Source organism: Paraglaciecola sp. (assembly GCF_039943935.1).
Lineage (GTDB): Bacteria > Pseudomonadota > Gammaproteobacteria > Enterobacterales > Alteromonadaceae > Paraglaciecola.
Genome location: NZ_JBDUZQ010000020.1, coordinates 167818 through 187927, shown reverse-complemented (window position 1 = coordinate 187927; position 20110 = coordinate 167818). Strand labels below are relative to the sequence as shown.

At 39.6% G+C, this 20110-nt stretch carries 14 protein-coding genes; 7 read left to right on the top strand and 7 right to left on the bottom strand.

Going from position 1 to position 20110, the window contains the following annotated elements; all coding sequences use genetic code 11:
• Nucleotides 1-35: 35 nt before the first annotated feature.
• Nucleotides 36-635: a pseudouridine synthase gene (locus ABJD71_RS11315; RefSeq protein WP_348169000.1), complete on the top strand. Its 600-nt coding sequence runs from the start codon at nt 36-38 to the stop codon at nt 633-635.
• 95 nt (nt 636-730) lie between these two features.
• Here the strand turns inward: ABJD71_RS11315 and ABJD71_RS11310 are convergent, their stop codons facing one another.
• Both ABJD71_RS11310 and ABJD71_RS11305 read right to left on the bottom strand, forming a co-directional pair.
• The gene (locus tag ABJD71_RS11310; protein WP_348168997.1) at nt 731-2329 is read right to left on the bottom strand and encodes an isocitrate lyase; all 1599 of its coding nucleotides are present in this window, start codon (nt 2327-2329) and stop codon (nt 731-733) included.
• Nucleotides 2330-2391: 62 nt separating this feature from the next.
• Nucleotides 2392-4566 (bottom strand): malate synthase G, encoded by a 2175-nt coding sequence (locus tag ABJD71_RS11305; protein WP_348168994.1) that lies wholly within the window; start codon nt 4564-4566, stop codon nt 2392-2394.
• A gap of 132 nt (nt 4567-4698) precedes the next feature.
• On the opposite strand from ABJD71_RS11305, the gene ABJD71_RS11300 reads away from it, so the two are divergent.
• Nucleotides 4699-6222, top strand: coding sequence for a DUF3612 domain-containing protein (locus tag ABJD71_RS11300; protein ID WP_348168991.1), 1524 nt, complete (start codon nt 4699-4701; stop codon nt 6220-6222).
• A 193-nt stretch (nt 6223-6415) separates the two neighbouring features.
• Here ABJD71_RS11300 and ABJD71_RS11295 read toward each other — a convergent pair whose 3' ends face one another.
• Nucleotides 6416-6919 carry an RDD family protein gene (locus ABJD71_RS11295; protein ID WP_348168988.1) on the bottom strand — a complete coding sequence of 168 codons (504 nt, stop codon included), beginning with the start codon at nt 6917-6919 and terminating at the stop codon, nt 6416-6418.
• A 249-nt stretch (nt 6920-7168) separates the two neighbouring features.
• Between ABJD71_RS11295 and mnmA the strand changes: the two genes are divergently transcribed.
• The 5 genes from mnmA to ABJD71_RS11270 all read left to right on the top strand — a co-directional run bounded on the left by mnmA (nt 7169) and on the right by ABJD71_RS11270 (nt 12834).
• Nucleotides 7169-8299, top strand: coding sequence for a tRNA 2-thiouridine(34) synthase MnmA (gene mnmA, locus ABJD71_RS11290; protein WP_348168985.1), 1131 nt, complete (start codon nt 7169-7171; stop codon nt 8297-8299).
• Nucleotides 8299-8946, top strand: coding sequence for a high frequency lysogenization protein HflD (gene hflD / locus ABJD71_RS11285; protein WP_348168982.1), 648 nt, complete (start codon nt 8299-8301; stop codon nt 8944-8946). Before mnmA ends, hflD begins: the two co-directional genes overlap by 1 nt.
• Nucleotides 8947-8955: 9 nt before the next feature.
• Nucleotides 8956-10329 carry an adenylosuccinate lyase gene (purB, locus tag ABJD71_RS11280; RefSeq protein WP_348168979.1) on the top strand — a complete coding sequence of 458 codons (1374 nt, stop codon included), beginning with the start codon at nt 8956-8958 and terminating at the stop codon, nt 10327-10329.
• Nucleotides 10330-10423: 94 nt separating this feature from the next.
• Entirely contained in the window at nt 10424-11656 is a 1233-nt protein-coding gene (locus ABJD71_RS11275) for an adenylate/guanylate cyclase domain-containing protein (protein WP_348168976.1), read from the top strand.
• Between the two features lie 2 nt (nt 11657-11658).
• On the top strand, nt 11659-12834 hold the full coding sequence (locus ABJD71_RS11270) for a cupin domain-containing protein (RefSeq protein ID WP_348168973.1): 1176 nt from the start codon (nt 11659-11661) through the stop codon (nt 12832-12834).
• A gap of 196 nt (nt 12835-13030) precedes the next feature.
• Here the strand turns inward: ABJD71_RS11270 and ABJD71_RS11265 are convergent, their stop codons facing one another.
• The 4 genes from ABJD71_RS11265 to ABJD71_RS11250 form a co-directional block, all read right to left on the bottom strand.
• Nucleotides 13031-13306 (bottom strand): hypothetical protein, encoded by a 276-nt coding sequence (locus tag ABJD71_RS11265; RefSeq protein WP_348168970.1) that lies wholly within the window; start codon nt 13304-13306, stop codon nt 13031-13033.
• A 544-nt stretch (nt 13307-13850) separates the two neighbouring features.
• Nucleotides 13851-14480: an alpha-ketoglutarate-dependent dioxygenase AlkB gene (locus ABJD71_RS11260; protein ID WP_348168967.1), complete on the bottom strand. Its 630-nt coding sequence runs from the start codon at nt 14478-14480 to the stop codon at nt 13851-13853.
• A gap of 23 nt (nt 14481-14503) precedes the next feature.
• Nucleotides 14504-15841, bottom strand: a complete 1338-nt coding sequence (locus ABJD71_RS11255; protein ID WP_348168964.1) for a serine hydrolase domain-containing protein — start codon at nt 15839-15841, stop codon at nt 14504-14506.
• Nucleotides 15842-16401: 560 nt separating this feature from the next.
• Complete coding sequence (locus ABJD71_RS11250; protein WP_348168961.1) at nt 16402-19425, bottom strand: FAD-binding and (Fe-S)-binding domain-containing protein; 3024 nt, start codon at nt 19423-19425, stop codon at nt 16402-16404.
• Nucleotides 19426-20110: the final 685 nt, after the last annotated feature.

Sequence of the window (20110 nt, the reverse complement as noted above, 5' to 3'; positions counted from 1 at the left end):
GCGACCTTGCTCACAGCAATTTATCCCAATATTGTATGTCAAATAAACAATTCACCTCCCAATCTAAAATATACAAACAAAAAAGTAGTTCAGCTAATGCCCGAAAACGTGTTGTTTTATTTAATAAACCTTTTAATGTACTGACTCAATTTACCGATCAAGAAGGTAGGCAAACTCTAAAAAATTTTATTCCAATACCCAATATTTATGCTGCGGGCAGGTTGGACAAAGACAGTGAGGGATTATTAGTATTAACTAACGATGGTAAGTTACAGAATATTCTCGCCTCTCCTAAACACAAAACCACTAAAACCTACTGGGTTCAAGTTGAAGGAGTTCCGGAATACGTTGACCTAGAAAAGTTGCGTATTGGAGTCGAATTGAAAGACGGGAAAACTCGCCCAGCTAAAGTGGAGTTGATTGAAGAGCCCGTATTATGGCCACGCACCCCCCCCGTCCGCTTTAGAAAAAATAAACCCACTAGCTGGTTATCAATTACTATTTCAGAAGGTCGTAACCGGCAAGTAAGGCGCATGACTGCTCATATTGGCTTCCCTACTTTACGTCTTGTTCGCTATTCAATTGGCAACTGGACAATTGATGGAATTAGCAATGGAGAGTATGTCGAAGTGTGAATCGAGAAGCTATTTTAAAGACTAAAGGTGACATGTAACAAAGGTTCAAAAAAAAGCCGCGTTATCCGCAGCCTTTTGCTTGTAGGGTAGGTAAATTAGCTAAATTGATTCATTGTATTAGACTCACCTGATGCTTTTAAGGCTTGGCTGCCAGAGAAGTATTCTTTGTGTTCATCTCCCATATTAGATCCTGACATATCTTGATGTTTTACGCAGGCTAACCCTTGGCGTATTTCTTTTCTTTGCACTTCAGATACATAACCTAGCATCCCTTGTTCTCCAAAATAGTCTTTGGTTAGATTATCAGTAGACAAGGCTGCTGTATGGTAGGTAGGTAAAGTTATTAAGTGATGGAAAATACCAGCCTGTTGCGCCGCATCTTTTTGGAAGCAGCGAATTTTCTCATCAGCTTCTGCCGCTAAATCAGTATCATCGTATTGCTGCGACATCAACTGCTCTCTGTTGTAATCACTTAAATCTTTACCATCTATTTGCCAAGCATCAAACACTTGTTGACGGAAGTTTAAGGTCCAATTGAATGATGGGCTATTGTTGTAAACCAACTTAGCATTTGGCACCACTTCTCGAATACGATTAACCATGTCGGCTATTTGTCCAATATGGGGTTTTTCAGTTTCTATCCAAAGTAAGTCAGCCCCATTTTGCAAAGAGGTAATACAATCTAACACCACTCTATCTTCACCTGTATCTGGTTTAAAGCGAACTAAACCATTAGCTAAACGGGTTGGTTTAATTAGTTTTTCGCCTATTTTAAGCGCCATATCACCGGAGTTTAATTCAGATATAGAGATTACCTTCTCGCCATCAATATACGCGTTGTATTGCTCAGCAAGGTCCCCTGGATATTGCGACACAGGAATCTTTTGAGTTAAGCCCGCACCCAATGAATCGGTACGCGCAACTATCACACCATCCTCAACACCTAGCTCCATAAAGGCATAACGTACCGCATTAATTTTGGCTAAGAAATCTTCGTGGGGTACCGTCACTTTGCCGTCTTGATGCCCGCATTGTTTAGCATCCGACACTTGGTTTTCGATTTGAATACAACATGCTCCTGCTTCGATCATTTTCTTTGCCAACAGATAGGTGGCTTCTTCGTTACCAAAGCCTGCATCTATGTCTGCAATGATTGGTACAACATGGGTTTCGAAGTTATCGATTTTATTTTGAGTCGCCTTTATTTTTAACTGGTCGCCAGATCCTGTCGCAGCATCAAGTTCAACATATAAATGCTGTAACTCTCTTGCATCGGCTTGTTTTAAGAAGGTATATAACTCTTCAATCAAGCTAGGTACTGACGTTTTTTCGTGCATAGATTGGTCGGGTAGAGGGCCAAACTCAGAGCGCATGGCAGCCACCATCCAACCAGACAAATACAAGTAACGGCTACGTGTACTACCAAAGTGCTTTTTAATAGAAATCATTTTTTGTTGGCCAATGAACCCATGCCAACATCCTAAAGACTGAGTGTAATTAACGGGGTCTTTATCATACCTATCCATGTCTTCACGCATTATCTTAGCTGTGAAACTGGCAATGTCTAAGCCGGTTCTAAAACGGTTTTGCAAACGCATTCTTGCAATATTTTCAGGATCAATACTATTCCAAGTACTACCTTGTTGACGAATAGTTTTATTTGCATGTTGGGTTTCTGTTTTATAAGTATTCATAAGGTTGTCTCGCTAATGTTTAGTGGCCTAAGCCAAGTTGATAAAAGAAAATATTTAAAAATTTAGTTAACTAGTTGCTTCGCTATAACACGATGCATATGAAGTAAAGGTTCGGTATACCCACTAGGCTGCTCAAGCCCTTTAAAAATAAGATCATGCGCAGCCTTAAACGCTTGGCTTGAAGCAGTATCTGGCGACATTGGTTGGTATCCAACAGTGCGGATGTTTTGCTGATCTACCACTTTAGCCATTTGTTGCATCACAGCTTCTACTTGAGTCTGGGTACAAATGTCATGGGCTAACCAATTAGCAATATGTTGGCTCGAAATACGTAACGTTGCTCGGTCTTCCATCAAACCAATGTTATTGATATCAGGTACTTTCGAACAACCTACACCGGCGTCAATCCAGCGAACCACATATCCTAAAATGCCTTGAACATTGTTTTTAATTTCAGCTGATATTTGTTCTTCAGATAAAGAAGCGTCTTTATCCATTAAAGGAATACTAAGCAAGTCCTCAAGGCCCTCTACTTTTTGCTGTTGAATTTTTTGTTGCTCGGCAAATACGTTAACTTGGTGATAGTGCAACGCATGTAAAGTGGCGGCTGTAGGTGAAGGTACCCAAGCAGTGTTTGCTCCTGATTTTGGGTGAGCAATCTTGGTTTCCATCATTTTTTGCATTTCATCTGGCATGGCCCACATGCCTTTACCGATTTGCGCTTTGCCCGACAAACCACATTGCAACCCAATTTGCACATTGCGACTTTCATAAGCTTGAATCCAAGCTTGGGTTTTGATTTGTTCTTTTGGTAAAAAAGCGCCGGCTTGCATACTGGTATGAATTTCGTCACCGGTCCGGTCTAAAAACCCAGTATTAATGAATACAACACGATCTTTTGCTGCGCGAATACACTCTTTAAGATTCAAAGTAGTACGACGTTCTTCATCCATTATGCCAATCTTGATTGTGTGCTCATTAAGGCCTAACATCTGTTCAACTCTGCGAAACAACTCACAACTAAAAGCGACTTCTTCTGGTCCGTGCATTTTGGGTTTCACAATATAAATACTGCCAGTGCGGCTATTACGAATACCTTTATCGCGAGTTAAATCAATGGCACCAATCAAAGAAGTGACAACCGCATCCATAATGCCTTCAGGTACAAAATTTCCTAAGTGATCTTCTAATAAATCACTTTCCATCAAATGCCCAACGTTACGCACCATCAAGAGTGAACGGCCATGAACACGATATTCTTCACCCTCTAGAGAGGTGTAAATATGGTCTTTATTCATGCAGCGAGTAACCGTTTCGCCATTTTTTTTGAACGCAGCTTGAAGCGTGCCTTGCATGAGCCCTAACCAGTTTCGATAGACTTCAACTTTGTCTTCTGCGTCTACGGCAGCTACTGAGTCCTCACAATCAATAATAGTGCTAAGGGCAGACTCAATTAAAATATCATCTACGTTGGCAAGGTCATGGGCTCCATTCTTGCCGTTTCGATTAAATTGTATCTCTACATGTAAACCATGATTTTTAAGCAAAATTGATTCAGGATCGGATTTGTGCCCAGTCAGTGCAACAAATTGACAAGTCTGCGTTAAACCACTCTCACTACCGTCAGGAAAAAACGCCAATAGGTGCTGATAGTAAACAACATAACTAACAACATCATGGTGTGAACCATTGGCTAATGGAAAGGTATTGTCGAGAAAGTCTCTGGCCATCGAAATAGCGCGGCGGCCTCTTGCTCCATTGTGATTTTTACCTGGCTTAAGGCCATTAGACTTAGAAATAATATCGGTACCATATAATGCATCGTACAAACTGCCCCATCTGGCATTGGCTGCATTTAAAGCAAATCGTGCATTTTTAGCAGGAACTACTAATTGAGGGCCAGCCATTGTTGAAATTTCGGCGTCTACGTTAGTGGTGGTAATGCTAAAGTCATCCCCCTCCTCGACTATATAACCAATTTCTCGCAAAAAACCTTGGTATTCATTTGCATCAAATTTCACCTCTCTTCGACTCGCATGCCATTGGTCAATTCTCTGCTGCATCGATTCTCGAGTAACCAACAACTGACGATTGACTGGAGCCAAGTCTTTTACCAGCTGGCTTAAATCTTCCCAAAAGGTGGCCGGGGTTAAATTGTGAAGAGGCAATACTTCTTCGTTGATGAAGTTGTAAAACCGTTCGTTTATCAAACTAGTTTTCTGCTGGGGTATATTCATCTTCTTTAACCTTTTTGTCTTACATTGTTATTTAACTTGTTTAATCGGCGACCTCTATTCGCTCGATTTGTAGTCTATGACTTTTTTATATAGAATTTCACAATAGAAATTACACAGTGTTAATTTTACAAAATGAAAAGTAATAAAAGCTTAATGCGCAAGGCCCACTTTTTAGGCACTAAGATCCGCAATCTTAGAAAAAGAAACCGTTTAACAATGGAAGATTTATCTGCAAGGTGTATTAAAATTGATCCTGAATCAGCGCCGTCTGTGTCGTATTTATCTATGATTGAACGAGGTAAAAGAGTTCCCAGTGAAGAGGTATTAAGTTTAATTGCCAGCATATTTCAAAAGGACATTAAATGGTTTTTGGATGATGTACCTGAAGAAGATGCCATCACCCCAAACAAAGGTTCGAAAGGCGGGATAAATGGCATGGCATTAGAGCCTAACTTTTTATTTTCTAACGATATTTTACAAATAGCGATCCCAGAAATGTTATCTCAAACAGGTACCTCTGGCCGCCAATTTGCACACTTATTGATCCGCGCACATCAAGAACATAATCAAAATCACTTCCCTGATCTAGAACGAGCGGCAGAAGAAGTTGGGCTTAAACGACTACCTTTAAGTTTGGAAGACATCATTGCCATTACCAAAAATATGGGTTTAAAAATTAAATGGTTTCATAAAACCCCTCAATCAGCATTAGATGGCGTAGGTATAGACACGCAAAGTGTAGTGACTTCCTTTTTTGAAGCGCCCAATCAAATTAATATTAATCAACTAATGAAAAATCAGCCCCATAGATTGAAATATGATCTGGCCGTGCATATTGGGCACTGTGTGCTGCACGATAAAAATGGTTTAAGAAATGTTTTAGTCGCGGGTCGTAACGAAATATCTCCCTTACAAGACCCAACAGTACAAAGTCAGTCCTCAAATGTAGACCCTCACGATATTTTGCATGCTTGGCGTGATTTTGAATGTAGTTTTTTCGCTGGTGCTCTGTTGTGCCCTAAAGTCCCATTTAGGCAATTATTAGACAGAAATGGCTATGAAATAGGTAGTGGTCAGATTGCCGGAGTCTCTGAATCAGTGGCCATGCGCCGTATGACAGCTGTATCTCCCTACCCCCATTGGCACTATTTCGACGCCTATGCACCGGGTAAACTAAAAGCGGTATACCGAGGAAATGGTATCCCTCTGCCCTGGGGCAACATGCGTTTAGTGCAAGATCCTTGTCAACATTGGGCAGTATTTAGAATGATAAATGCCCCACTTGAAGGCACATCGTCTCAAATTTCTATTTTAAATGTAGGTGACGAGCCACGAATATATTCATGTGAGTCCATAAAAGTTCAAGATTTTGCAGGGAATAATCATGTCTTATGTGCCGGAATTGATCTTAATCCCGCCATCAACGCCCAAGGTAAAGATGCCTTGTCATTGGCCAATGATTTAAAACAAGCCTGTGTCAAAAATGGCGGCTCATCCTCCATTCCTAAAGCCATCAAAAGTGATTTAATGAGTATTGCTAAAATACTCAATATTAACTGGGTTGAAAGAGGAATAGATAATGAAGCACGATTAATTTGCTCTCGAGGGGCTGTCTGTCCTAGAACGCCAAGTTGCTATGAACCCTGCACTGTTTAAGCCTTAAGAAATGTTGTATTTATGTACTAATGGTGAATTTACCCACCATTAGTACTACCATATCACTGAAGATGTTTGTGGTCGTACAATCTACAAAAGTTTCCATTAATTTTATATAGATGCAACTGATAACATATCCTCTAAATACGGCTTTGCTAAGGTGAAAATTTACAATGCATTTCCTATTTTTACACTAACAATAAACGACCTGCGTACCAGCAACTAAATCGTGAATACATCTTTTGTCTTTTCTAAAAATAAATAAAATATTAATGAACTGAAAAATGCCTCCTAAAAAAGGCACTTGATTAGGTATAAAGTAAATTCCGTATCGTTTTAACAAATGCTTTTTTAACTCTGCTTTATCATCATTCAAATCGACTATTTTTATTTTTAAAACTTTTTTACCAACCGTCTGTCCATGACTAACGAGTAATTTAAGGTTGATAAAAACAAAAAATACAATCCCCAAAATTCCAAAGCCTAGAGTATAGAGGTGTGACGGCTCCTCTCCGCTTGAAATAATTTCAAACCAACCAACAAAGTACATTATAGGGATCACAAACAACATCATGATAAATGAGTCAACAAGCGATGCGCCTAATCTACTCCAACGGGATGCGAGAACTGAGGTTGTTTGCTCATTAATTTCGTCAATCAGATTTGATTCTGGTGGTGTAAATAAATTATCGCTCATTAAATGACTCCTGTTATTAAAATTCTTCAATGTATGTTTATTTTTTGTGTCAAAGTAAATGTACATCAAAAGCCTACCTAAAATAGTATTTTTTTACGCTCACACACCTAACTCACTTAGGAAAAAAAAGACATATTACTAACAATGATTGAATATACTTAGAACCGCTTATTAAGCTAATGCTTTCCCCTACCAGAACTGGTAAACTTCGGCTCCATTTTTTAGCACATAACAATACATTTTTTGCATATGACTCAACAATCTCTATCTACAGATAAAACTCAAGACAACAGCCAAATAAAAGTTGTGGTTGGCATGTCTGGTGGAGTTGATTCTTCGGTTTCAGCTTATCTTCTTAAACAACAAGGCTATCAAGTCGAAGGGTTGTTTATGAAAAACTGGGAAGAAGACGATAATGATGAGTATTGTGCAGCAGCTGAAGATTTAAAAGATGCTCAAGCAGTGGCCGATAAACTCGGAATGACCTTGCATACCATCAATTTTGCTGCAGAGTATTGGGATAATGTATTCGAGTATTTTTTAGAAGAATACAAAGCAGGTCGGACACCAAACCCAGACATAATGTGCAACAAAGAGATCAAGTTTAAAGCCTTTTTAGAGTTTGCCGCTGAAGAACTTAACGCCGATTACATTGCTACAGGGCATTATGTGCAGCGTTCCAACCAATCAGGTGATTGGCAAATGTTACGTGGCTTAGACGGTAACAAAGATCAAAGTTATTTTTTATATACCCTAGCTGAAAAACACGTAGCACAAACGTTATTCCCGATTGGGCATTTAGAAAAACCGAAAGTCCGAGAAATTGCCCTTGAGCAAGACTTAGTGACCCACGATAAAAAAGACAGCACCGGGATTTGTTTTATCGGAGAACGCAAATTCAAAGACTTTTTAGGACAATATCTACCGGCTCAGCCAGGTGAAATAGAAACAGCCGATGGGCAAGTCATTGGTAAACATGATGGTTTGATGTATCACACCTTAGGTCAGCGTAAAGGTTTACTTATTGGTGGTATGAAATCGTTTGGCGAAGCCCCTTGGTATGTAGTCGATAAAGACGTAGAACGTAATGTATTAATTGTTGGCCAAGGTAGTAACCACCCAAGACTATACTCTAAAGGTTTAGTAGCAAATCAACTACATTGGATTGACCGCTTAGGCCCTCAGCAACCAACAAAATGCGCAGTCAAAACTCGTTATCGCCAACAAGACATACCCTGCTTAGTCACACCTAAAGAAGACGGCACTGTGCTGGTTGAATTTGATGAGCCTCAAAAAGCCGTTACACCAGGGCAGTCCGCCGTATTTTATCAAGACGCCGTTTGCTTAGGCGGCGGTATTATAGAGAACTACATACGGTAATGAGTAATAAACAAAACATGCGCTTTTATGAAAGTAATATTGCACTGGCTGGTGTATGCCAGGCTGCAGCCTTAGTAAAACAAATAGCTCGAGGGGCTGATTACAGCGAAGACTCTCTAAATACATCTCTAAACAGTATTTCAGTGACTGAAAGTGATAATACTGAACAAGTATTCGGGGCGATTGAGGACGTAAAACTAGGTTACGAAACCATCCTTAGTCAGCTAGGTAATCAAGCTAAAGTTAAAGATGTTGAAATCACACGCTACATTGCGAACTTATTATCCATAGAGCGCAAACTCAGCTCTAACAAAAGTACAATGGCAGCGTTAGGTGAGCGTATTGCAAACATTCAACGACAAAAATCACATTTAGACTTAACAGATGGACAAATGCTCAGTAATTTAGACAGCATTTATTCAGACGTCATCAGCCCGGTTTCACGAAAAATTCAGGTTGCAGGCGATCCCAAGATATTGCAGCGCCCTGAATGTCAGCATAGAGTCAGAGCGACATTACTAGCTGGTGTAAGAGCCGCGGTATTATGGCGACAAATTGGCGGTAAACGCAGACAGATATTATTAAATAGAACACAAATTTTAAATAGCGCAAAACACACATTAAAGCAAATAAGCACACCTAATTAGGAGAATTTCATGGCGTTATCTGCCCTTACAGCGGTATCCCCAATAGATGGTCGTTATGGCAGTAAAACTGCTGAATTGAGAGACGTTTTTAGTGAATTTGGTTTGCTAAAATATCGCGTTGTTGTAGAAGTGCGCTGGTTACAAAAGTTAGCAGCCACCCCTGATATTCAAGAAGTCCCTGCTTTTAGCAGCCAAGCCAATGCAATATTAGACACAATAGTAAGTGACTTTAGCGAACAAGATGCCGCAAGAATAAAAGAGATTGAACGTACTACCAATCACGATGTTAAGGCTGTGGAATATTTCCTAAAAGAACAAGTTGCGGATAACGCTGAGCTACACGCCATCAATGAATTTATTCACTTTGCTTGTACCTCTGAAGACATCAATAATTTATCTCATGCATTAATGCTAACAGAAGCCCGTGGCGAAGTGGTTTTACCCTATTGCGACAAACTTATTGCAGAGCTTAAACGTTTAGCCATTGAATTAAAGTCTATGCCAATGATGGCGAGAACCCACGGACAGCCAGCCTCCCCAACTACAATGGGTAAAGAAATGGCCAACGTGATGATCCGCCTACAACGCCAGCGAGATCAAATCGCCAGTGTCAGTATTCTTGGTAAAATTAATGGTGCCGTAGGTAACTACAACGCTCACCTATCTGCTTACCCAGAGTTTGATTGGCATAATTTTGCAGACGAGTTTGTGACTAGCTTAGGAGTCACTTGGAATGCGTTCACTACCCAAATTGAACCTCATGATTATATTGCAGAGTTGTTTGATGCCATTGCGCGTTTTAACACTATATTGCTTGATTTTGACCGTGATGTTTGGGGTTATATCGCCATGGGTCACTTTAAACAGAAAACCATTGCAGGTGAAATTGGTTCATCTACTATGCCCCATAAAGTGAACCCAATAGACTTCGAAAACTCTGAAGGTAACTTAGGACTAGCCAATGCCATGTTTGGGCATCTAGCCACTAAACTTCCAGTCTCTAGATGGCAGCGTGATTTAACCGACTCAACCGTACTACGAAACCTAGGTGTAGGTGTAGGCTACTCGGTTATCGCCTACCAAGCCTCGCTTAAGGGGATCAGCAAACTCCAGGTCAACGAACAAAGCTTATTAGATGAACTTGATGATAACTGGGAGTTACTGGCAGAGCCTGTACAAACAGTGATGCGTCGGTATGGCATTGAAAAACCATACGAAAAACTGAAAGAGTTAACTCGTGGTAAAAAAGTGAATCAACAGATTATGGCTGAATTTGTAGATACCTTAGCATTACCAGATATTGCTAAAGAACAGTTAAAGGCGCTAACACCAGCAAACTATATCGGCCGAGCTATTGAGTTTGTTGAACAGCTAGAGAAATAAAACCACCTTAAATCCTTCATAAAAATTGGGGTGAACTATACTTAACTTCTATTAGAACTTAAGTAGTCACTCTGATTTTTAAAAGGATTTAAAAATGTTAAGACGTTTCTTAAAACTATGGGTATGGGCAGGCATTGCTCGCTACCCAAATGAATATTTCACTCCTATTCGCATCACCAACATCATTGCCTTTATCGTAATATTGGTATCTATTTTTCAAATCCCCAGTGCCCTCTGGTTTTGGCAAGCTCAAGGGGCGTTACAATTATTGATTACCAGCCTAACTATTACCTCTCTGATTTGGGTGCCCATACTCAATCATAATGCGTGGTATCTAGCAGCTAAAATATGGTTAATCACTGTGTATATAATCAACCTCATTACAACATGTCTTTTATGGCAACTTGATTTATATATTCACTTTTTTTATCTGTTAGCGGTAATTTGTTGTCCGTTCTTTTTTACCGAACGCGAGAGCGTTTATAAATGGTGTTTCTCATTACTATTTTGCGGACTGTTTATTGTTACAGAAATATACTACCAAGCTTTTGTTCAACAAAATTACGATACGGCACAACAGAGCTTTAAATTTGCCAGCGCCTGCTTATTGGCACTAGCCAGCATTTTATGTAGCTATCACATTCAAAAAAATGTCAGTAAAAGTTGGAGAAAGCTCGCACATGAGCGTAAGCGTTCTGAACAGCTACTATTAAATATATTGCCAAATACTATTGCTCAAAGATTAAAAATCTCAAATGAGCCCATTGCAGACTATTTTGCACAAGCCAGTATTTTATTTGCAGATATTCAAGACTTCACGCCTCTATGTAAAAAACGCACACCTCAGCAATTATTCGAAATTTTAAATCAAATATTTTGTCGTTTTGATGAGTTGTCTATGAAACACGGATTAGAAAAAATAAAAACCAGTGGCGATGGCTATATGGCCGCAGGCGGATTGCCCGTGGTAAACACACAACATGCCATTCAATGTTGTTACTGTGCACTAGATATGCAGCACGAATTTAAACGTATCTGCCAAGCTCAAAACCTGAAAATAGGTTTGCGAATAGGTATTGGCTGCGGAGAAGTGGTTGCCGGTATCATAGGAAAAAGTAAATTTAGTTACGACATGTGGGGAGAAGCGGTAAACTTAGCATCAAGAATGGAAAGTCACGGTCAATCCAATAAAATTCAGACCACAGAATCCACCTACAAACTAACAAGCAGCTCATTTGATTTTGCTATCCGTGGCAAAATTAACGTGAAAGGGGTTGGCCCTGTTACCACCTATTGGCTTACAGGCCGCAAACAACAAACTGGATAAAGATGTACCGATTACAAAATATAGATACCGACGTTTTTCTAAAAGAATACTGGCAAAAAAAACCACTATTAATTCGCCAAGGCTTTACAGATTTTCACGATCCAATCGATGAACATGAGCTAGCAGGATTAACAGAAGAAGAATCAGTAGACTCTCGTATTGTAAACAATCAAGCAGGTACCTGGGAGGTCGCACACGGCCCCTATGACGATATTAACGAACATTGTTTAGGAAAATGGAGTTTGTTAGTTCAATCTGTTGATCATTTTGTACCAGACGCAGACAGCTTAATGAATACCTTTGATTTTATTCCGCTGTGGCGTATGGATGATTTAATGGTGAGCTACTCAAACGCCGGTGCAGGTGTTGGCCCACATTTAGACCAATACGATGTATTTATTATTCAAGGTAAAGGCAGCAGGCGTTGGCAAGTAGGCTTGCCAAGCGATTACGAAGCTGTAAGACCCCATTGTGATTTATCACAAATCTCCGGATTTAAAGCGGTAATAGACGAAGTACTCACCGCAGGCGATATTATTTATATCCCAGCCAACCATCCCCACAATGGCGTTGCGCTAGAGCCATGTATGAACTACTCAGTAGGCTTTAGAGCACCCTCACAACAAGAGATGCTATCGTCTTTCGCAGATTACGCCATAGATAACAACTTACTCAGCAACCGTTACCAAGACCAAGCATTATCAGCTCGCAAATTCTCTGGTGAAATCAAACAACAAGAAGTGGCTCAGTTCAAAGCATTACTTGCTGAATCATTACAAAGTGACGCATTTGAAAAATGGTTACCCACTTTTTTAAGTGACAATAAAAAAGCAGAAGACGAGTCAAACCAACAAATCGAAGAGTTTTCTGAGCAAGCCATTATGGAGATGTTAGAAAGTGGCGAATACTTCTACCGAGCCTCAGGAATAAAACCTATATTTGTAGAGCCAAAGACGACTTGCGAACCTTCAAGTAGTTTTACATTTCACATTGCAGGGGAAGCATACACCGGCCCAGTCGAATCTGCGGATTTAGTGAAAAGATTTTTATCAGAGCCATTTATTACTGAAGAATTTATTGCAGACGAAGACGGCCAACCTCAATACATTCTACATAACCACTTTACCGCACTATTAACCATGCTGGTAAACAAAGGCCATTGGTATATCGAAGAATAAGTATGAATCTTAATTTCATTAGTCAGATTTGATTTAAAGAGAACAATCAAATCTGACAATTAATTACTGCTTTGTGCCATTAGCGGTCATTGGTCACATTCGGATTTTAACTGGATTTTCACCCTAAAGCGGACATTAACGACTAACAGCAGCCGCGCCGCAGTTTGGCGTCGGATGGCTGTGCTTGTTAGGCATATTATTTATCAAAGGGTCCAAACTCCTTGCTTTCACCTATCTGAATAGTACCTACATGCCCACGTATTTTCGAATATTTAGGATGGTCAGTTTTATAACAAAAATAACCTTCTGCAACAGGCTTGTCTGGCTCTTGCGTTCGAATTTGAAGGCAAATTTCTTGACTCTCTTTAAGCGTCGCGATACCAAAGAACTCAAAGTCTTTTTTTTCCGCTTTATGCTGGGAGGAACAAGCAAAAACTAGTATCGAAAATAGAATAGTCGCTACATGTTTCATATATGCCTAACGCTTATTATCGAGCATGTCGTATATGTAACTTCTCAATTTGATTTTAATTCCCGTCACTTCCAGTTCTTACCTTTTGATTTTATTAAATATTTTTAACTTTCATGCTATCGAAATCACAAAGAGTTGCAAAAGCAAAAGGAGACTCGACTTTAACGCGACTTTTCTGCTTCCTATTAAAAACCATGTAAATAATATTATCCATAGTTAAATTAATAACTTAGTGATTTTATGAAAAGCAAAGTGAGACTTAGAAAATTTACATAATAAGAAGCAATAAGGACTATATTTTACCATTTCCATTATACCTGTATGTATTGACAGACCTTCAATTAGCTTAAACACATCGATGGTAAAATTATTTAATAAACAGCTGAATGTCTGCTTCCTCATAATCATCATTCATTACAGCTATTTTGGTAATCGTCCGCTCTTCGCTCATTACAGCCACTAATCATGTTCTTTTCTTAGTGTACTCTGTGCCCTCGGTGGTGAAAATTTTTAATCTTTTTCTATCTACTAGCCACTGCTCTTCTCACACCACCCGACTCTCATCAATAGTTCTAAAGGTTAGATTAACTCTTGGAGTATCTACTTTTTTGGTGGGAGGCAACCTATGTAGCCAGTGACTTTGGGTTTCACCTTTCATCACCAACAAACTGCCGTGCTGCAATGTTACCGATAACGTTTTTTGAGTTTGTTTATGTTTGAAAGAAAACTTACGCTCTGCGCCAAAACTTAACGAAGCAATGGCACCATTTTTTAATAAGTCTTTTTCACCATCGCTGTGCCAAGCCATGCCTTCTTCGCCACTGTGATATAAATTAAGCAAACAAGAATTAAAGCTGGCACCTGTTTTATCTTCAACAATAGCTTTGAGTATAATTAGCTCATCAATCCAAGGTAAAGCCATTTTAGTAGAGTTTGAATAAGTATAGCTAAATGGTTTATCGCCATACCAAGCGACTTTTCGCTTGGTTAGAATCTGTTTTCCAAAAATATTTGCTTCATCGCTTTTCCATTCTATTTTATGAAGCAGAGCATCAAAGAATTGATTGGCCTCTTGAGCGGCGATCACTAACCCATGATATTCCACCAGCCCATCGTAATCGATGATATTAATGGGTGTGGGTTCTGGCTCAGCGAATAAATCTAGATTGTGCAATATATGTCCTCATTAAAAACGTGTCATTCTTTACTAAAATGATAAGTCCCTCCACCTTGCTTGAGTTGAAAAGTAGCATAATCAACTTTGTCGCCATCCGTACTAAAAAGCATCACAATCCCAGCAGGCTCAAAACGAAACTCTGAATGAGAAAAAGGTGTAAGGCTAAGCGGACCTTGCCCTGTTGCCTGAGCAGTAAGCTGACCATCACGAAACTTTAAAGTGATTTTAAGGGGAATGTCTTTAGAAGAAAACACTCCTTCATACTTGAGGAGATTTTTTTCTGAAAGGCTAATCGGCTTTTGAGTAAAATCAGGTATATCAAAAGGTCGGCCATAATAAATACTTAACAGACCAATACTGATGTCGTTCAGTTTGTAATTCAAACCATTTGAAGTGAGTGTAAAAGCAACATTGTCGGCAGGAAAATAACCGGCTTGTGACACAAAGCCATCTATTCCACCGGTATGGCCATAAATCTCTTTTTCGTAAAACGGAAACTTAAACAATCCTCGGCCATAACCTTGATTAACCTCTTTCATTTTATCTAATGAATTGGATGACACCAACTTACCATTCAAGAGGCCCGTTAAAAACTTGCCTATTTCTGAAGGCGTAGAAATAATCGCGCCAGCGCCATGGGGTATACTCATATCTGTCTGGGTAGCAGGCACCCAATCTTCTGACTCATAAGTATAAGAGTTAGCTTGATTAGCCTCTACATCAATTGGCCCAGCGAACATGGTTCTATCAAGGTTCAATTTAGCCACAACGCGGTTTTGTAACTGGTTAGCGTAAGAGTCTTGAGTGATATCTTCTATAATAAAGCCCAGCAACACATAGGCGCTATTTGAATAACTAGCTTTATTATCAGGATCAAAATCACTGCCTAAGCCTTCTATCAAACTAACCATTTCAGCTTTAGTTTTAAGCTGCTCCATATACTCTGAGTAATCTGCAGCATTAGTAAAATTGAAAATACCGCTTCTATGATTTAACAACATAGAGATAGTTATCTTGTTAGCATTTTTAACTTTTGGGTAATACTTAGCCAGCTTAGTATCAAGTGATAATTTGCCCTCATCAATCAATTGAAAAATCATGGTAGAGGTAAATATTTTGGTAATAGAGCCAATGTGATATTGGGTATCTATATTGGGCTTTTGCTTTCTTGCGACATCTACATACCCAATAGACTTTTGATAAACAGGCTCACCATCTTTCACTATAGCTAAACTAAGCATCGCCTTTTGGTTTGTGTCTAAGGCATCTAAATATTGATCGAGCTTGGCTTTATCAAAGCCCTGAGCAGAAACACTAAACAAGCAAATAAATAAAAACAGGTAAACATTCTTTTTCATGGGGCTAGACCTTCCTTGATATTGAGTAAAAACAATAAAGGTTCTAACTAACCTATGCAATGTATTTAATGAAGCTTTAAGTAGTGTATTTCAGAGGCAAAATCGATAACAACTTACAACAAAGCGCGAAGCATACAACTTAGCGTTTTGTTATTTAGGGTGTTTAATTCATTTTAAGAAATAACTCTATTTGCTCAATCATCCACTCGGATTGATCTGCCATAACAAAGTGTTTAGCTGTTTTTGCATAGGCCATATGTTGAAATTTGTAGTATTGGCTCTTTGTTTTTTTCCTGTAATGCTACTGGTTTCAATTGCAAATTTACGAAGAAAAATTGCCTAAGTTCGCCGAAAAAAGTGCGGATGGGGCAAAGCATTTTGCTTAAAGAAATGAGCTAGGTGCTTCTTTTTGCCCTCCTGAGAGTACATGCTCTGAATATTAAGAATCAAGATTGCAAAATCCATTTTGCTGTATGTAATGGTTAAAAAATCCTGTAGACGTACTATAGGCTGGTTACTTTGAAAAAAGGCAGTGATCAAACTGCCCTCTTCAATTAACGCTATAAGCTTTTCTCTAAAACTTGCAATGGATGTTTAGGTTTAAACTCTTCAAACCTCGCGACTTGGCTACGGCATGAGTAACCAGTGGCGAGCACTTGTTCGGGCTTAAATTTGGCAACGGCTTGTTGCCAGCTTAGGTTATAAATACCGGTTGACTCTTCAAGGTGGCTTGACTCGTGGCCGAAGGTGCCAGCCATACCACAGCAACCCACAGATACCAAAGACAGCTCCAATCCGGTTTGTTTAAATATCTGCTGCCATTGCTTTTCACTGGTAGGTAACGCAGTTTTTTCACTACAATGACCGAACAAACCATACGCAATATTACTTGTAGCTTTGAGCTCTGGTAACTCTATTTGAGTTAACCATTCGTGTACCAATTGCACCTTAAACTCACCTCGTGCATCGCCTAATATTTTTTGATATTCGTCTCGGTAGCACAGCACCATTGAAGGGTCTACGCCAACTAATGGCACGTTTAACTCGCTTAATTGACTCAAAAAGTCAGAGGCATCTTTAGCTGTTTTTGCAAACTCTTTTAAAAAGCCTTTAACGTGCTGGGGCTTACCATTTGGCATAAAAGGTAGCAATATGGGTTCATAACCTAACTTACTGATCAACTTAACAAGTGACTCAACCACATCGGCATCATAAAAAGTGGTGAATGGGTCTTGGACAATACACACTTTTTTAGTCAATTCTGCTGGTGCTAACCGTTGTAGCTCGACTAAATCAAACTGAGTGCTTTGTGGTTGGTTGAGCTTGAGCCTTTTTTCAAGAGTAGGTTGTGATAACAAAGGGGTATTCACATAGCCAATGGTTTTTCTGATACTCGTATTTACCCAGTCTTGAGATAAAAAGAAGTTAACAAAGCCTGGCGCTTTTGCCATGAGGGGCGCCATTTTTTCAATATTGCCTACCAAAATGTCTTTGGCGGGTCGCATATACCTTTGGTAGTACATGCTTAAAAATCGCGATCTAAAGCTCGGTACATCAACACTCACAGGGCATTGACTTGAACATGCCTTACAAGCTAAACACCCTTCCATGACTTCTAGTACTTCATGAGAAAAATCATTATCTGGCTTTTTATCGGTGGAGTTTCTGAAGCGCTCAAACCAAGTAGGCGGATCTTCGTTGTGCTCTAGCTCGTTTACATCAATGTTATTTTTAGATAATAAACGTAACCATTCGCGCACCATACCTGCCCTACCCTTAGGGCTATGACGTCTGTCACCGGTAATTTTAAATGAGGGGCACATGGGTGAAGTCGTATCGTAGTTAAAACATAAACCGTTACCGTTACAACTCATGGCTGGCTCGAATGATGTTCTAACTTCGATAGGTATTTGCCTGTCTAATTCGCCTCTTTTAAGGCCAGACACTTTAACTAGGCTGTCACTTGACTCTAGCGGTGTACAGATTTTACCTGGGTTCATTTTGTTTAGAGGGTCGAACACCGTTTTGATTTTACGAAGTTCGGTATATAGCTCTTCACCAAAAAATGTAGGCGCGTATTCACTACGGTATCCTTTACCATGCTCGCCCCACATTAAACCACCATACTTGGCCACCAGCGCCACCACTTGGTCTGAAATATCTGGCACCATTGCTTCTTGCTCTGGGTCACACATATCTAGCGCTGGACGCACATGTAATACACCTGCATCAACATGACCAAACATACCGTACTTCAAATTATGGCTGTCTAATAAAGCTCTAAACTCCATAATAAAGTCAGCGAGGTTTTCTGGTGGTACGGCGGTATCTTCAACAAACGCGAGAGGCTTTTTCGATCCCTTTATTTTGCCTAATAGCCCTACTGACTTTTTACGCATGGCGTAAATTTTTGTAATGTCAGCTTTGTCGTAGGTAATTTGGTAACCAATTACCCCTAGGCTTTCAGCGTCATCCAAACTCTTGCTGAGGTTAGCAATTTTTTGTTCTATGTCTGCTTGGTCATTGCTGTTGTACTCAACCATATTAAGGCCAAGCACTTCTTTACCTTCGACATCTGTTATCAAGTCGGCAACCGAATGCCAAATAATGTCTTGTTTAGCAAGGTTTAATACATTGCTGTCTACCGTTTCAACAGAGGTAGCATTCGCGGCTACCATACTTGGCGCGTGCCTTAGTGCTGATTCAAAAGAATCATATTTAACATTTACTAAGGCTTTAAACGTAGCGATAGGCGTAATGTTAACTTTTGCTTCTGAGACAAATACCAATGAGCCTTCGGAGCCTGTGATCACCCGACTAAGGTCTAATTTGGTTAAATCTTTACTCAGGGTATTTTCTAAGTCGTACCCCGTTAAAAAGCGATTAAGGCGTGGGAATTTTTCCAGTATCTGCTCTCGCTTACCTAAACAACTATCTAATAATTGCTGGGTGATATTTCCTAGAGGAGAGTCTTGTTTGCTTTGTTCTTTAGCTTCTTCCAGTGTGATGGGTGCAGTATTTAAAATAGTGCCATCAGCCAATACCGATGTTAGCCCTAATACATGGTCGCTGGTTTTACCATACACCAAAGAGCCCTGCCCCGAAGCATCTGTGTTGATCATGCCACCAACAGTTGCACGGTTACTGGTAGATAAGTCAGGTGCAAAAAAGAAACCTAAAGGGCGCAAAGCGTCGTTTAGTTGGTCTTTAACAACACCAGCTTGTACTCGGGCCCAACCTTCATCAGCATTAACTTCGAGCACATTATTCATGTAGCGAGACATGTCTACGATAATGCCTGATGTTAATGATTGACCATTAGTGCCAGTACCACCGCCCCTTGCTGAAAACCGAACATTTTCAAACTGATTGGCAGTTTTGCCGATAAGAGATAAGTCTTCAGTTGACTTGGGTAGCACTACTGCTTGGGGCAATTGTTGATAAATTGAGTTGTCGGTGGCTACAGCTAAACGACTGGCATAACTAAACTCTATATCGCCGCTAAACGTCGACATTTTTAGTAACGCTAAAAATTCTTGATAATCGCTCTCAATAATCAAACTAGGATCTAACACAGGAAGCATAGTTATAGGACTGCTCTTGAACTAAATTATTAGTGTAATTGTACCTAATTGTGGGCCAGCGCTCTATATTACTTTGCACTAGCTTGGGGTTATCTTTCATAACGAGGTAGTACTATGTGAATAATGAGAAAATTTTAACTCGGCATATTAATACTTATATACAGGCAAGGTTCACATTAAATCAATGAACTAAGCAGCCACTAAGAGTGGCCTTAACAACCATGTAATGCTAAAAATACCTTAAATGAAATAAGAAATATTAAAAAAGACCACCTTTAGTTAATTTATTGTTACAACTATTGTATTGCCTTGTCTTCGTAGATGTTAGACTATCGCTACATAACCTAATTGAAATGGGTAAAAAATGATTAAAAAAATAAGAATCGCGGTAGGCAGCCTACTTGCTCTGATGGGAGTGGTACTGTTTATCGTGCCTGGTTCTTCATTGTTTCTGTTATTAGGGCTAATTGTCTTAAGTTATGATGTACCCAAAGCAAGATACTGGCTAACGAAATGCCAAACATCAATGTCAAAATCGGCACGTCGTTTAGACCGTTTTTTCCTGAGACGTAAACTCAAAGGGTAAACGCCTCTAGTTTAAAACAGAGTAAACTGGCCAAAATAAAAAACCGCAACCTGATATCAGATTGCGGTTTTTTAGTTTTTAACATGTAATCATGCCAAA